A 13,890-nucleotide genomic window follows, 5' to 3' on the forward strand; every position below is an offset into this window, starting at 1 on the left:
TCGTTAAAAACTCGACAGCTCATCCTGCAGGTCGCGCTTCAGTTCTTCCGGCTCCGTTATCCACAGGGTTCCGTCCAGGCCAGGAAACACCCCAACATCCAGGCCGTCTTTCGTTAAACCCGGCACCCATTTTTTGAAGAAATCCGGCAGGGAAATACTTTTCGGGGTGAGATCCTCGGAATCTTTGCCATACTCCGCCGCGAACGCCTCGCTGGGCCAGACCGGCAGGTGCTCCACGTTGCCATCGTCAGACACGATTTTCAGGAAGCGATTCTCCGCATTCACCAGAATCCAGATCTCGCGCTCTTCGATCACCTCACTCAGGAAGTAGTCGTATCGCTCTTCACCGTCTAGTTCGAGAATACTCTTTAATTCATCATTGTTCATGGATCGACTCGCTGTTGGGCTTTTCAAGTGGTTCGTATGGGAGGTCGATATACCGACAAAGCCCTCTCCATACTTCATTTATACTGTCGAAAGTGCGGAAAATGCTCGCATTGATGATCATGCCATCGAGAGTCACCTGGAAAAAACGTGCGACGCTCGCGGCATTGTCTACCCCCATCGCCAGGAAGATATCTTCCAACATCCTGGCGACCCACTGTTTGTGCTCTTGAGAGATCGCAAGCAGCTCGGAAGACTCATGGTATTCCCCTGTCGCGCGGATAAACATGCAGCCGAAGAAGTCCAGCGAGAAGAACCAGCGGGCGTGCCAGTTGAATACTTCCCTGAGCTTCAGAGGCGCATCGGGAACCAGGGCAATGGCCTCCTCCAGAGATTCCTTGAATTGGCAATGTCGGAGTTTTAGCACCTCTTCAATCAACGTGTCCTTGTTCTTGAAATGCTTATAGAGCGTCATTTTCGAGACATTGGCCACGTCACGAATGGTATCCACCCCCACCGCCTGATAGCCGTGTTCGTTGAAGAGATGAAGGGCCGTGTAAAGGATATCCTCCCGCTTGCTCATATCTGCATCCTATCAATACCACAACGCATTAAGTCTGAATTTGGTTGACCACTGGCTTCAACTACCATAGTGTACAGACCGGTCTGTACACTATGGTAAGGAGATATCCATGCTTCACAAGTTCAAGGGCCCAGGCACCGCTCCTGCCCGCCCCGATTCGCTGCAAATCCTAACAGGGTTGGTAGGAGGTGTCGCCGGAATTGGTGCCACGGCTTACCTTTCCCAGTTGGCAGGCGTTCCATTGCTGATGGCTCCCTTCGGCGCAACATGCGTGTTGTTGTTCGCTGCTCCAGGCGCACCACTGGCTCAACCACGCAACGTGATCGGTGGCCACCTGATTGCGACCCTCGTTGGTCTGGCAATAATGAATATAGCCGGGGCTGGCGCATGGCAGATGGCCGCTGGAGTCGGAATAGCCATCGCCCTGATGCAGTTTTTCCGAGCGGTGCACCCGCCAGCGGGCGCAAATCCAATTGTCGTGTTAACTGCAGGGATTCAGGACTGGGGATTCCTGTGGACGCCGGTGCTCCTTGGATCCGTCATCCTGGTTTTGCTTGCCCTCGTGATCAATAACGTTGGTCAGCAGAAGCAATGGCCACAGTACTGGGTATAAGTGTGAGCAGTTAGGGATGCCCCTTTCGCGCCCGCAAGGCGGCCTCATATGAGCGACGGGCCCAGGTAGCCGCCTGTTCCGGGTCTTCCAGGACGTCGTCCGGTGCAAGGTAGTAGGACATTTTGACGACCTTGCCGCCCTTGTCGTACTCGAATGGCCCCAGGCCCTCGCGCTCGAAGTCGCCCACGTTCTCCCGATCGGCTTTCAGGTAAAGGGCGTCATCGGCCACCAGCGCGAACATCAGGCCATCATGGTAGATGCCGTAGCCACCGAACATCTTGCGGATGGTGATGGTCCCGAAGTGCTGAAAGACTTCGTGGAGGTGATCGGTGTATTCGCTCATCAGCTTTCCCGGTTCTGTATCCCGACAAGCCGGGACAACGCATTGCTGGAACTATCCGTCAGGATAGAGGCATTCACTGCACTAAACCGGCCAGCCTCCCACCATGTCACCAAAAAGCAGCAGCAATATCGGCAAGGGGGAGATGGCCACCGCAATTAGAAGGATGAATTGAGGGATGGAGAACAAACGGCTTATTCCCGCAACCATCGCCAGCCCCCCGCCGCCACCGATTATCATATTACCCGGAAGGTTGATCACAACCATCAAGGTGAGAAATCGATGCCGTAGAAGCACGGGCACCAGCCTGCGCGGCGAATTTTCAAGCATTAGACTCAGCCTTTGTTGGCTGTCCAGCCCCTGCAGTCTTTCAATGAATCGCCCTGCCCTGAAAAGATGTAAATCCATCAGGAAGCGGCTGATCATAGCCTCGGGAAGGAAGCGCCCTACCAGAAACCCCAGACACAGAGAAGCCAGAGTACAGCTGTAGACCAGCGGAACAATCTTGGGCCCCAGAAGCATCATCAAGGCCAGCCCGATTTCTACGCCAGGAACAAACGGAATTGCCATCAGGAAAACATAAGCAATCATCGAGGTAACGATGACTCGGTGCAGCATTGGCTCATTATAGGGCCGGATCGAAACCTCCATGCCCTCCAGGACACCCCGGGTGAAAAGATTACCAACGACAATCAGCGCGATCAGAATGAGGAGCTTCAGGATGCCAGCCAGTTTTCTTTTAGCCTGCGTGTCCATGAATCCGCCTGTTCCCGTAAAGATCAGTTATTGGTTGCAGTAGCGGCATCCACCAACCGACCTTTAAACTCGAATTCTTTCTCGAACGTCCAGTACCAACGTTTATTAATCCAGGTATATGTCCCTTCTATCTCTTCGCCCTTGATCGTCCCTTCCCAGATTATAATTGCGTCGGATCTCAAGCAGGGCGACTCCGCGAACATCTCAATGGTGTCTCCCTCTGCCCGCACCCAATATTCGGTCTCCGCGTAACCGCAACGCGCCTCGCACTCTTTAGACACAAACAGACCATCCTTGAAGACCAGTAGGTCGTCGATCGGCGCATCGTCCCCCCGCCCCAGCGTGGCCTTAAAGGTCTTACCATCCAGAACCGACATAGGCGCATTATCCGCTGGCTGCGCCAGGACCTGTTCAGCGACAGCAGTCGAGGTTATCATCAGGGAGAGAAAGACAGCTGACAGCCACAAGGAAAACGTACGAACTGCACGCAGGCTCATGGAAGATTCAGAAAAAGCGCCTGAGGAGATCATAGGATTCGTACTCCAATCAGACTGATGGTTAAATTTTAACCAATCAACAAAACTTCCTCAATGAATGGTGATGGGTCCGAAGCGGTGGAAGACTTCTTGGAGATGATCGGTGTATTCGCTCATCAGTTTTTCCGATTCTGCATCCTTACAATCCGGAACAGCGCGTTCGGTGAAATCCGCTTGATCCAGAGCGCAGCCATTTCTTTGCCCTTGCCTACCGGGATCTCCGGTTTCTTCGCTTTAAGACCCTTGAAGATCACTTCGGCGCATTCGTTCACATCCATACCGCCGGCGATATCCTCGTCCTCCTGACCAAAGGCCTTGCCATCGCCCGCCAGGGCATTACGGGAGATGTCCGTCCGGATAAAGCCCGGAGTGATTGTTGAAACGTGAACACCCTGGCCCTCCACTTCCGCCCGCAATGCATCAAAGAAGCCCATGACGGCGTGCTTGGCGGCACAATACCCCGTACGCTGAGGCACGCCCACCTTGCCAGCCACGCTGGCCGTCACAGCCAGGTGCCCGCTACCACGCTCCAGCATGTGGGGCAGTACCGCTTTGGTCAGCGCGATCTGGCCCATCACGTCCACATCCATCAACTTCTGATAGACCGACATATCGGTATCTTTGCAGAGCGAACGCTGGGAAACGCCGGCATTATTAACCAGAAGATCAATGCCCCCAAAGGTATCGAGCACGCGCTGAACCGCCCCCGACAAACCTTCCCAGTCCGTCACATCCAGCGGCAATACCAACACCTGATCAGCCTCAAGGCCGGCCTCACGGCATCGCTCTGCAACCCGCTCCAGCTGACTTTCCCGCCGGGCAGAGAGCACAAGACGTGCACCATCCCGGGCAAACCGGACAGCCAATGCTTCACCAATGCCCGAGGATGCTCCTGTAATCCAGATGGTTTGAGTCGGCATAAATAGTCCTCTTTTATTGTTATTGCGAAGGGTCAATGAGTCCGGAACGCGGCACCAGACAATTCATCATGGTGATCGACACATCCCGAAAAACCGCGTCGGAAGCGATCACCCCCGGGAACGCGTCGTAGATCTCGCGCCGACATGTGGAGGTTCTGGATTCGCCGCGCTCAACGCATTCAGAATACGCTGCGCTCCCCTTCCTCCCACCAGAGGGCTCTTCGCAAAATGCCGGGATCTGAGTCACCACCCAGTCAACAACCTCGCTGCGCTCCGCCGGGTTGGCAGCCAGATTTGTGAAACGGGCGGAATTAACGGGATCTGGCTTGTCGCGGAACTGTTCCCATACGACGAAAGCCAGCGCGGCTGAAACCAGTATGACGGTCGCTTTGGGGAACTGCATAGAAAGGTTTCCAGTTTGATGACATGAGTCCCGGATCATAAGGGTCTTCCGCCCCCGAGCCAAGCCAGAGTTCCCGGGACTCAGTTTTCCCCGTCATTGATGCTCAGTCCCGGCCTCCACCGGTTGGCGGCTGAAAATGCCCACAATAGGTGTGCCATGGGCACGCAATATCGGTTCGATATCACGATGCAAGGCGTGGTACCGGTAAAAAGGCACGCGTGGGAACAGGTGATGAATGGAGTGCAGGTTCTGGCCGAGCCAGAACCACTCCAGCGGCTTCATCCACGTCGGCATGATCAGGCTGTTTGTGTTGCGATAGCGTTTCGCATCCTGATAGGGAATGTGTGGACGATAGGCAAACCAGTACGCCGTGAAGAAGCCGCCGAGCAGGTAGCCCAACAGGATAACGCTGAGGGTCCCGGGCTGATCCACCACCACAACAAAGGCCAGCCGCCAGCCCAAAGAAACCAGCACTTCCAGGCAATAGATGGCGCGATCTTTAAACGATGCCGTACCCCAGTGCTGCTTGACGAAAAAGCTGTTCTGAACCCAGAGAAATTTGATCACTGTCACCACTGCGGGGATCAAGCCCTTTCCCATCCCGCTGACAATATAATCCGGGTCCTTGTCCGGCTGATTGGTGTATCGATGATGAGTGAAGTGCTCAACCCGGTGCGATGCGTAAGGGATCGCAATCAACGGCGCCACCAGGTAGCCACAGAGATCGTTCAGCCACTTCAACTGCTCCAGCCCACCATGGATATTGCCATGCACCGCCTCATGCAAGGGCGTGTAGGACATGTAGGTCAGGGCCCCGAGAACAGGCAAAGCCACCCAGGCTGGTATCACCCCAAAAGCAAACAGCGCCAGATTCAGTACAAATCCGACAAATACGGCGGCTACCAGAACGACCGTGGGCCAGGACACATGCCCCATATAGCGTTTGGCGGATGCAATCGCCTGTTTATTGAGTACGGCAAGATCCTGTGACATTGAAAACCTCCGGATTGGACGTGGGTACGAATGCCAGTCTAATCAGGGCCAGAACAGCCAGACAGAACCGCAATGGCCATTCGGGAGGCATTTATGGCCACGGCGTCAGATTACTGTCCAAGAAGAGAGTGCCGGGGTAGACTTTCCACCATGTCGAACTTTGAACACACATTGCATCCCGTCGCGATCAGCCAGGTGATGATCAACTTTGCCGCCAGTCAGGGGGTGGATCGCGATACCTGCCTGTTAGGCACCGGCATTAGCGACCAGGACTTGCTGGACGGCGAGGCGCTGATTACCCGGGATCAGGAAATGCGCCTGATTGAGAATCTGATACTTGCCCTGCCTGAGACGCCCGCGCTGGGTTTCCAGCTTGGCCTGCAATACAGCCTTGCGACCTTCGGCATATGGGGGTTCGCCATGCGCACCAGCCGGACCCTGCGGGAAGCGATCGCACGAGCCATGCGGTACCTGCCGCTGAGTACCGCCTATTGCAGAATATCGAGAATCGATGAGGGCAACTGCTTCGGGGTCGCGATGGACGCGCAACCCATTCCCCATCATCTGCGCCCGTTTCTCCTGGAGCGAGATCTTGCCACAGGCCTCAATCTCCTGAAGGAGCTCAGCCTGTCCAGTGTCGACATTGTTGCCCTGGAGTTTCAGGGAGCTCCGCCGGAGCATGCCCAGCGCATCGGACAATTGTGTGGCATCACGCCGACATACCACAGTGCAAGAAACGCCATTGTGGTCCACAGCGATGTTGCCGATCAGCCGCTGTCCACTTACGACTCGCACCTTGTCCGCATGCTGGACGACCAGTGTCGCCGGCGCCTGGAACGTTTGCAGACCAGCGGCCTGGCGGGTCAGGTGCGTCAGAAACTGCATGGCCCGCTGGGCCTGGTCGCCTCACTGGACGAAATTGCCCAGGCACTGGCTCTGTCACCACGCAGTCTGCGCCGTAAACTGGATCAGGAAGGCACCAGCTTCCGCACTCTGGTGGAAGACGAACGCCGGCAAATTGCCCTGCAGTTTCTGGACGGCAGCGACATGAAACTGGAGGAGCTGGCCATCCATCTCGGATACACCGATACCGCCAGCTTTACCCGAGCGTTCCGACGCTGGATGGGCTGCTCTCCGGGAGAGTATCGCCAGACCCAACGCCTTGATAGACTCTGAAACCACTGGAAAGACTCATACACATCCATCGATCGGGCCATGACACAACCCTACTTTCTCGGCTGCCCGCAGTGGCAACACCCTGCCTGGAACTCGAAACTGCCACCCGGCCGAAGCCCTCTCGAGCGCTACAGCAAGGTGTTCAACTGCGTCGAGGGCAACACCACGTTTTACGCCACCCCCAGCCAGGAACAATGTCGGCAATGGCGGGCTCAGGTTCCCGGAGACTTCCGCTTCCTGTTCAAGTTCCCGCGCTGGATTACCCACGACCGGCTGCTCGCTGGGCCCGGTTCTGAGGTACGGGACTTTCTGGACATCCTCACGCCACTGAACGACGTACTTGGCCCCTTTCTCGTTCAGCTTCCGGCATCGTTTGGTCCCGAACACCTGGACAATCTGTGGAGATTCACAGACGCCTTACCCGCGCCGCTCACCTGCACAGTTGAAGTTCGCCACCACGCCTTCTTCAGCAAGGGAGAGGCCGAGAAGACACTCAATCGCGGCCTGCGGGAGCGCGACATCGCCCGTGTATGTTTTGATGGCCGCGCTCTCTTTGCAGCGGAACCGGACAATGAGGTTATCCGGGATGCCCAGCGGAAAAAGCCCAGGGTCCCGGTTCATCTGCTCCCTGTCGAAGCACCCCCGGTAGTCCGCTATATAGGCCATCCGGACCTTCAGGCCAACCGCCCCTTCCTGGCGCCCTGGGTAGAGCGAGTGAGCACCTGGATTGAAGAAGGGAAGCAACCGTTTGTCTTTATGCACATGCCGGACAATAGCGATGCCCTGCCCCTGGCCCAGCTTTGGAATGAACTGTTAAGCAAGCGGATGCCGGGGCTGGAGGCCCTGCGACTTGGCGAAGAGCTGCCGCAGCTGGGACTCTGGAGCACACCGCCCCACCCTTAGCGGCGCTGCCGCCGGCAAGCCGAACTCAAAAGTTCTGATCCTAGTCTGCAACGCTTGGGGCAGTCGTCAGCCGGTATGCGTGAACTTCCAGATCTCCTGGTCCCCACGCCAGACCACTTCCACTTAGCCACTCATCAACCTCTGCCTGTAACGCCACGGCGATGTTACTGCTGCCCGGCGCTCCATACACAATAGCCAGAGTTTTCACACAAGAGTAATCAGCCCACTCGCCATACTCACTGCGTTGGTAGCCAGAAGGCGCGTCAGCAGTAAACCACTTCCAATGCGCATTTTTGGCCATTGCACGGCTCCCCTTAGCCTGCTCTGCCACTGTGAGAGTCTTCACCACCCCATCGAGGGTGGTGAGCTTTTGCTCCAGTTCGGGTGTCCGGGCTGCCACTTCCTGTTCCTCGCAGCCGTAGGCCTGTTCACCTCGGGTAACGGTGTAGAGAAAGTCCTCTCGGCCATGGAACTCATTGGCTTCCGAGGCCGGGGTATCAGCGCTGCCCTCCTCGGGAGTTGCATCAACCACCTGCTCCAGACGCTGGCTCCATAGCCCCTGCACACTGAAGCTACGCTCCTCCCCGGGCTGTGCAAACAAGCCAGTTGCCAACTGAGGCAGGGCGTTTCCACTCTCGCCCTCCCCGCTCTGCGGTTGAGTCACGAAGAACGATGTCGTGGCCAGGCCCGGGCCCACCAGGCCACCGTCAAGACCCGCCTGTTTTACTCGACGGACCAGAGCCATCCGTTCCGCGTCGTCGTATTCATCGTCAGTCATGTCTACCGGGAATCGCAGCGTTCTACCGGCCCCACTCTGCATCTTTTGGATGTAGACTCCCGGTGACCACAGAGAATACACCTGAAGCCCGGCTTCTCCTTCCTCCAGGCTCTTGATTTCCGTGCGGATGTCTTGATAGACCCCGGTGGTGAAAACCCCATGGGAAGCCTCGCGATGCTCAGCCGGGGCCAGGGTTGCTCTCACCCATTGTTTGATACGTGGCTCGTTATCGGAATAGTAGGAACGCCGCTCATTGTTCCATGCCAACAGCTGTCGGGTGAGCCAGCCGTCCAGCCTCTGCTGTACCCTCTTTCGGCCCGTGGCACCGTACTCGTCGCCCTCAAACCGGTAATCCATGCCGTCAGACCAACCGAGACCCTGTTCACCTGCAACCACCAGGTTGCCATCAGCGCGTTCGTGAACCGCCAGAATGGTTCCGTGGGCCTGGGCTGAGTCAAGATGGAATTGCTCACCCGACGGCGTCCGCTTCACCACGACGCCGCTGCCGCCGCCTAGCACCACGCTTCCATCAGTCAGGACCCGACCAGCAAAATACGGCGCTTTACTGACCGACTTGACCTGCTGCCAGTTGGCCCCGGCATCGGCGCTCTCATAGATCTGTCCGCCCTCACCATACACCAGCCATTTGTCGCCGCCAGAGAGTATAAGGATACCGTTCAGGGATCTGTAGCTAACCTGACCCAACGCTTCCCAATCATCTCCGTCATCGCCCTGACGATAGACATTGCCTTCGGACGACACCACCAGCGCCCGGCCTGCGGGTGTTACCGCCACTGCGTTCAGGTCCGACGGACGATAACGGTTGGGCAGAGTCTGCCGGGACCAGGTCTCGCCGCCATCGCTGGTAACGATAAGAAACCCGTCCGCTCCCACAATGTAACCATGGCCTTCGGAACCAAATGCGACATCCAGCGCGACAAAATCCGGACTTTCCAGGCCGCCCGGAGGCCGTTGCTGCCAGTTGAGACCTGCATCGTCACTGAACAGTACGGTACCGCGATGACCCACCGCCCAAAGCTCTTTCCCAGAAGCGGCGCTGACTGCCGTCAGCAACCCGCTTACCCCACTGTCAACACTCTGCCAACTCTCCCCGGCATCGCTGGAACGCCATATCTGGCCAGACTCGCCCACCGCGATCAGGGCGTCATCAACGGCGGCAATATCCAGAAAGATGTGTCGCTGACCACTCCCTGAAGGCCACCCCGCTGCCTCATCCGTGATCACCGGAGCGGTATCATTCAGAAAGCCGTTCGCTTTCACCCACCACATACCCGACGCCAGCAGGAGGACGACAAGGGCCACAGTCAATATTCGAGAAACAGTCATTAAGTCCTTCCCTGAACGATAAATTAACGCAGGAAGGAGGGCTGCTGCCCCCCGCCCGCTGAATCCAGACTGATGTTCGCTACCTCTTCGCCGTGGCGGTAAGTCACCTTGCGGACAACCTGCCCGTCATAGCCGGTTTCGATCCATTCTCCGTGACGCTCACCGGCCTGATAGGATTCCTTCGCAGTCATTCGGCCGTCTTCCGTGAAGTGATAGTGAACGCCTTCGGGTTTGCCATTGATGTACTGGCCACGATGCAGCACCCGCCCATCGTCCGTGGTTTTGAGATAATCCCCATGGGGTTCTCCATGACGGTACTCAGCGACCTCCCGATGGCCCAGGTAACCCTGCATATTGGCGGGGCCATGGAGCTTGCCGTCACGGTAGTTGGAGAACTCAATGCGCTCACCCAAGACATCATAACTCTCCTGAAGACCATGCAACTCACCGGCCTTATACCGCCGGGCAACGCGAGACCCATCCGCAGCGGTTTCCACCCAAAGGCCCGTTTTCAGACCGTTCTCGTAGGTGCCTTCCTTGCGAGCGCCATTGTCGGAGACTGTCAGGTGGGGGCCGTGTTTCTTGCCATCCCGGTAATGCTCGCGAATCGTACCGCTCCATCCGGATGTCAGCGCCAGGCCCTGCCTACCGTTCTCGTCGCTTTCCAAACGCTCGGTGAGCTGACCGTCAGCGTTGTAGACTTCCCGAAGCCGATAGTCGCCCTGCTCCTGTTCCCGGAAAGCGAGTTTTCCATTGTCATGAAAACGCTTTTCCGTACGCTCGGTTACCTGCCCGGAATCATCCAGAACCCGGTGGATATGACGTTTTTTGCCGCCGTCCTCCCGGTAATACACATCGTCGCCCTCCGGTTTTCCCCGGTGATTACTGGCCACATAGGTACGTCGCACCTGACCATTGCTGTGGTAGTCAGTTTGCGGCCCGCGCTGGTATCCCTGTTCGTAGCGGTGATCCGTCAGTTGTACACCGTCCCGGAACGTACGCATGACCCCGTGTCGTTTTCCTTCCTGGTAGTGTTCCAGTCTCGTCAGCCGGCCCTGGGCATCAAACCAGCTCTGCTCCCCATGCCGCTGACCGTGCTTATAGTTACGCAGGGACACCAGCTCACCGTCTTCGTACTCCGAAAAGGTGTCGTGATACTTGAAGTGAAGAATGGTGAATTCCTTCACCAGGCGGCCTTCGGCATCGAAGTCCCGATAGGTGCCGTCGGCCAGCCCCCCGCCGATATACTCGCGCTGGCTTTTCAGTTGGCCGTTAGGGTGGTATTCCGTAAAGGTGCCGTGCTTGACCGGGTACAGGTTTCCGCAGTCACAAACTTCGTCACGCGTGACGTAGTGGCCACTGGCTTTTTCCGTCCCATCCTCGAACCACTCCCGGAAGTCGCCTAGCAGCTCCTGCTGGTACCACTCTGGGTGGTGAGTGGTACCCTCAAGCTTCATGGCGCCGGAGGCATAGTATATTTTGAGCCGGAAGAGCTCTCCGTCCGGCTCCAGGGGCAGGTCGTAATACGCACTCTTCCGGTGTGAGAGGTTGTCCGGGTCGTAATAGGCGCCGTCACTGTTCAGCCATACCCGCTGGGCGGACTGGACTGAAGTGGCGACAAACAGAAGCAGAAATAGCAGTACAACGTGTTTCATGGTCTCATCCTGGACGTTCGGCCCGTATCCTTACGGCAATGGCGGAAACTCGATATCAATCTGGCGGGATTCCTTCCCGGCCAGAACCGGAAAGGTCACTTCCTCAACTTTTCCCCAGAACCGGATCCGGCGGGAATCCGGCGCTGCCTCTTCACCCTGGTACTGGTCCATCCGCGACAGGATCACCAGCGGTTGCTGGTCACCATTGCGGCCAATCAGCGGGTATTGTTCACCAAAGTACGAACCGGATCGCATCGCCTGTACCCGATCTATATCGTTGTACAGCTGCTCACTGATTTCGATGGTGAACGGATCCACTCTTTGCAGGAACTCGCTGTCATCCACCGGCTCGGTACGCACGTCAATCCGCGTCAGACACTGGGCCTGCAGTGACACCTGCATGTCGTAGAAGAAACGGACGCCGTGATCTGTAGACAGAACCTTCTCGCTGTGGCCATAACCTCCTGCTGATTTCAGGGAAAGGGGGCGGCCCTGGTGCTCAAGCGGCGAAAGCAGTCTGACACTGCAGCGATTGCCCCCCTGGTCCGGCATCTGCACGCTCAGGCGGTTGTTCCCCGCGCCCTCGGCTGAAACGCTGTCCATGTCTATTTCGGCGAACTCGAAGGTGGGCACTTTGTATTCATCCAGCACCCGGGTACCCACTACTGGCCCCCCCTTCAGAGTTTTCCCCGCACTTTGCACCGAGAGCACCTCCCGGTGAGGCTTCATTGGCAGAACATGGATCATAAGAGAGCTGATCGGTTCGCGCGTTCTCACTTCAATAATGCGGTCGTTCCCCACCCACTCGTCGCCAAGCGGGTGCAGCTCTGGCCGAATGAAGCGGGTAAACGCCATAAAATCGGAATCTCGGTCGGTTGCTTCAAGAAAATCCGAGCGCAATGGCTCCAGTACCGAGATGCTTCGGCGGTATCCAAAATGGGTGATGGGCTCTCCATCGCTCCCCTGGGGCAACGCCGAGATTTGACTCCAGCGACCAAACGCTCCGTCGTCGGCGTGCGTCAGTTTTACCCTGGCCTGCTCGTTAGTCCAGTCCAGTACCTCCGCCTGATATACGCCTGCATCACCAGCAATCACGCCCCCTGACCGATCGATCTCAAACGACACCAGTTCCCCGGGCACCGATAGGGCCAGATCGAGCTCAAGGCGATCAATAGCCTCCAGCTCCTGTGCGGACAACTGGCCCACCTGAAACGGATTCCGATCCCGGGGCTCCTCCGTACCCAGCCCAGCCAGGGCCCCCGGGCGGAATCGCGGATTGACTTCGATGCCGGGCTTTATGGGGTTGTCGTCCTGATCCCACAAGCTCACTCCGTGCAATGACGTAAGCTCAACAAAGCTGTCCATCATCACCTCTTGAGACAACTGCAGGCCGCTGTCCCGGCCGCCTGGACCCGGCGGAAACCAAAGCATGGTGTCTTGCAATCGTGCCAGTCGCTCATCCAGGGCATCAGTAACAAATGGCGGCACCATATAACGACGCATGTCGGGGTCGTCCAGATCGACCGGGAATCCATTCAGAGCATTGATGGCCCAGCCTTCCAGCACCTGATCCGTCACCTTCATCGGATGACCCTGCTGGTACATACTCAGATAGGAGGTAACCTCATAGGTCCGGTCTCCATGGGACTGGCTCTGCCTGACCAACAGCCGGCCCTGCAAAGGCCAACCGGTGGCCCGCTCGAACACCAGGAAGCCGAGGCTACCGGGCTCTTCGTCAGCAACACCAGACTCCCTGAGAGTCACGGTAATCCGCTCCGGTGACAGTGCCACCACCTCATAATGCATGGCCGGCAGCTCAACAGCGCCACCTTCCAGCGGCTCAGACTGCCAGCTTAATCCCTTGCGCAAGGTTCCAGTCGGGAACTCCGGCTGGTACAGGCCCGCCAGCCCCATGGCTTTCCCCAGCTCACCGATGGCTTCGGGAGCGGAATCGGAGAGCTCCGAAAATGCGTCCATATCCGCGAACGAAAATTCCTGTAACTGGCCACGTTCGTCCACCACCTCATTGAGACCGGCACGCATCAATCGGGCGATCAGGTTCTCCTGCTCATCATCGGGATTAATGTCGTCGGTATCGAAAAGCACGCGTCGCCCATTGCCCATCAGCGCATGCACAACCGACGTGTTCAGCGACGCAGCACCATCATCCACTTTTTCTACGCGTGTATTAAGCACGTTTGAAATGGTCAGGGTCTCGGCACGGGCGTACCGGCCGCCTTTCTGGGGCTCAAGGTGAGTTTCGGAGGAAATAACGAAAGTGCGAGAGGTGCCCGGCTCCGGACTGAATGTCAGGCGCTCCTGGGAGAGCCAGACCAATACCCCTGCAGACACTGCAGCAAAAACAATACAACCAAAGCCAATCGCAACCTTGCGAGACATGCTAATCGCCCCTCCGTGGACAAACTGCCAGATTCTTGAGAGCAGCATTGTAGCGTCTACGCCCTGCTTTTCAATGACCCGTCTGATTGTCACTGTGTTGTGA

The 13,890-nt window shown here is 57.2% G+C and carries 14 protein-coding genes; 3 read left to right on the plus strand and 11 right to left on the minus strand.

Annotation, left to right across the window (positions count from 1 at the left end):
- Nucleotides 1-3: 3 nt before the first annotated feature.
- Together ACQUWM_RS11600 and ACQUWM_RS11605 are read right to left on the minus strand one after the other, a co-directional pair.
- Nucleotides 4-387, minus strand: coding sequence for a DUF2750 domain-containing protein (locus ACQUWM_RS11600; protein WP_406999452.1), 384 nt, complete (start codon nt 385-387; stop codon nt 4-6).
- Nucleotides 377-967, minus strand: coding sequence for a TetR/AcrR family transcriptional regulator (locus ACQUWM_RS11605; RefSeq protein ID WP_406999454.1), 591 nt, complete (start codon nt 965-967; stop codon nt 377-379). Before ACQUWM_RS11605 ends, ACQUWM_RS11600 begins: the two co-directional genes overlap by 11 nt.
- A 109-nt stretch (nt 968-1,076) precedes the next feature.
- Here ACQUWM_RS11605 and ACQUWM_RS11610 point away from each other — a divergent pair, with 109 nt between their 5' ends.
- A complete protein-coding gene (locus ACQUWM_RS11610) occupies nt 1,077-1,580 on the plus strand; it encodes an HPP family protein (protein WP_406999455.1) in 504 nt (167 codons plus the stop codon).
- A 10-nt stretch (nt 1,581-1,590) separates the two neighbouring features.
- On the opposite strand, the gene ACQUWM_RS11615 is transcribed toward ACQUWM_RS11610, so the two are convergent.
- From ACQUWM_RS11615 to ACQUWM_RS11640, 6 genes are all read right to left on the minus strand, one after another.
- Nucleotides 1,591-1,923, minus strand: coding sequence for a TfoX/Sxy family protein (locus ACQUWM_RS11615; protein WP_428922249.1), 333 nt, complete (start codon nt 1,921-1,923; stop codon nt 1,591-1,593).
- An 81-nt stretch (nt 1,924-2,004) separates the two neighbouring features.
- Entirely contained in the window at nt 2,005-2,676 is a 672-nt protein-coding gene (locus ACQUWM_RS11620) for a hypothetical protein (protein WP_428922250.1), read from the minus strand.
- 23 nt (nt 2,677-2,699) lie between these two features.
- Nucleotides 2,700-3,173, minus strand: coding sequence for a hypothetical protein (locus ACQUWM_RS11625; RefSeq protein ID WP_428922251.1), 474 nt, complete (start codon nt 3,171-3,173; stop codon nt 2,700-2,702).
- Between the two features lie 155 nt (nt 3,174-3,328).
- Nucleotides 3,329-4,132 (minus strand): SDR family oxidoreductase, encoded by an 804-nt coding sequence (locus tag ACQUWM_RS11630; RefSeq protein ID WP_428922252.1) that lies wholly within the window; start codon nt 4,130-4,132, stop codon nt 3,329-3,331.
- 19 nt (nt 4,133-4,151) lie between these two features.
- Nucleotides 4,152-4,535 carry a hypothetical protein gene (locus ACQUWM_RS11635; RefSeq protein WP_428922253.1) on the minus strand — a complete coding sequence of 128 codons (384 nt, stop codon included), beginning with the start codon at nt 4,533-4,535 and terminating at the stop codon, nt 4,152-4,154.
- A gap of 93 nt (nt 4,536-4,628) precedes the next feature.
- Nucleotides 4,629-5,528: a fatty acid desaturase family protein gene (locus ACQUWM_RS11640; protein WP_428922254.1), complete on the minus strand. Its 900-nt coding sequence runs from the start codon at nt 5,526-5,528 to the stop codon at nt 4,629-4,631.
- Nucleotides 5,529-5,678: 150 nt separating this feature from the next.
- On the opposite strand from ACQUWM_RS11640, the gene ACQUWM_RS11645 reads away from it, so the two are divergent.
- Together ACQUWM_RS11645 and ACQUWM_RS11650 are read left to right on the plus strand one after the other, a co-directional pair.
- The gene (locus ACQUWM_RS11645) at nt 5,679-6,704 is read left to right on the plus strand and encodes an AraC family transcriptional regulator (RefSeq protein ID WP_428922255.1); all 1,026 of its coding nucleotides are present in this window, start codon (nt 5,679-5,681) and stop codon (nt 6,702-6,704) included.
- Nucleotides 6,705-6,743: 39 nt separating this feature from the next.
- Nucleotides 6,744-7,607, plus strand: coding sequence for a DUF72 domain-containing protein (locus tag ACQUWM_RS11650; protein ID WP_406999467.1), 864 nt, complete (start codon nt 6,744-6,746; stop codon nt 7,605-7,607).
- A gap of 40 nt (nt 7,608-7,647) precedes the next feature.
- Here ACQUWM_RS11650 and ACQUWM_RS11655 read toward each other — a convergent pair whose 3' ends face one another.
- From ACQUWM_RS11655 to ACQUWM_RS11665, 3 genes are read right to left on the minus strand one after another with little or no spacing between them, the layout of a single operon-like run.
- The gene (locus ACQUWM_RS11655) at nt 7,648-9,732 is read right to left on the minus strand and encodes a WD40/YVTN/BNR-like repeat-containing protein (protein ID WP_428922256.1); all 2,085 of its coding nucleotides are present in this window, start codon (nt 9,730-9,732) and stop codon (nt 7,648-7,650) included.
- 23 nt (nt 9,733-9,755) lie between these two features.
- Nucleotides 9,756-11,387, minus strand: coding sequence for a toxin-antitoxin system YwqK family antitoxin (locus ACQUWM_RS11660; RefSeq protein WP_428922257.1), 1,632 nt, complete (start codon nt 11,385-11,387; stop codon nt 9,756-9,758).
- A 30-nt stretch (nt 11,388-11,417) separates the two neighbouring features.
- A complete protein-coding gene (locus tag ACQUWM_RS11665; protein WP_428922258.1) occupies nt 11,418-13,787 on the minus strand; it encodes a hypothetical protein in 2,370 nt (789 codons plus the stop codon).
- Nucleotides 13,788-13,890 lie beyond the last annotated feature (103 nt).

The organism is Marinobacter sp. DUT-3, assembly GCF_050379435.1.
GTDB lineage: Bacteria > Pseudomonadota > Gammaproteobacteria > Pseudomonadales > Oleiphilaceae > Marinobacter.

Excerpts from the sequence above, each read along its gene's own strand:
- ACQUWM_RS11625 (WP_428922251.1), bottom strand. The coding sequence starts at position 3,173 with ATGAGCCTGCGTGCAGTTCGTACGTTTTCCTTGTGGCTGTCAGCTGTC.
- ACQUWM_RS11615 (WP_428922249.1), bottom strand. The coding sequence starts at position 1,923 with ATGAGCGAATACACCGATCACCTCCACGAAGTCTTTCAGCACTTCGGG.
- ACQUWM_RS11645 (WP_428922255.1), top strand. The coding sequence starts at position 5,679 with ATGTCGAACTTTGAACACACATTGCATCCCGTCGCGATCAGCCAGGTG.
- ACQUWM_RS11655 (WP_428922256.1), bottom strand. The coding sequence starts at position 9,732 with ATGACTGTTTCTCGAATATTGACTGTGGCCCTTGTCGTCCTCCTGCTG.
- ACQUWM_RS11620 (WP_428922250.1), bottom strand. The coding sequence starts at position 2,676 with ATGGACACGCAGGCTAAAAGAAAACTGGCTGGCATCCTGAAGCTCCTC.
- ACQUWM_RS11605 (WP_406999454.1), bottom strand. The coding sequence starts at position 967 with ATGAGCAAGCGGGAGGATATCCTTTACACGGCCCTTCATCTCTTCAAC.
- ACQUWM_RS11600 (WP_406999452.1), bottom strand. The coding sequence starts at position 387 with ATGAACAATGATGAATTAAAGAGTATTCTCGAACTAGACGGTGAAGAG.
- ACQUWM_RS11660 (WP_428922257.1), bottom strand. The coding sequence starts at position 11,387 with ATGAAACACGTTGTACTGCTATTTCTGCTTCTGTTTGTCGCCACTTCA.
- ACQUWM_RS11610 (WP_406999455.1), top strand. The coding sequence starts at position 1,077 with ATGCTTCACAAGTTCAAGGGCCCAGGCACCGCTCCTGCCCGCCCCGAT.
- ACQUWM_RS11630 (WP_428922252.1), bottom strand. The coding sequence starts at position 4,132 with ATGCCGACTCAAACCATCTGGATTACAGGAGCATCCTCGGGCATTGGT.
- ACQUWM_RS11640 (WP_428922254.1), bottom strand. The coding sequence starts at position 5,528 with ATGTCACAGGATCTTGCCGTACTCAATAAACAGGCGATTGCATCCGCC.
- ACQUWM_RS11635 (WP_428922253.1), bottom strand. The coding sequence starts at position 4,535 with ATGCAGTTCCCCAAAGCGACCGTCATACTGGTTTCAGCCGCGCTGGCT.
- ACQUWM_RS11665 (WP_428922258.1), bottom strand. The coding sequence starts at position 13,787 with ATGTCTCGCAAGGTTGCGATTGGCTTTGGTTGTATTGTTTTTGCTGCA.
- ACQUWM_RS11650 (WP_406999467.1), top strand. The coding sequence starts at position 6,744 with ATGACACAACCCTACTTTCTCGGCTGCCCGCAGTGGCAACACCCTGCC.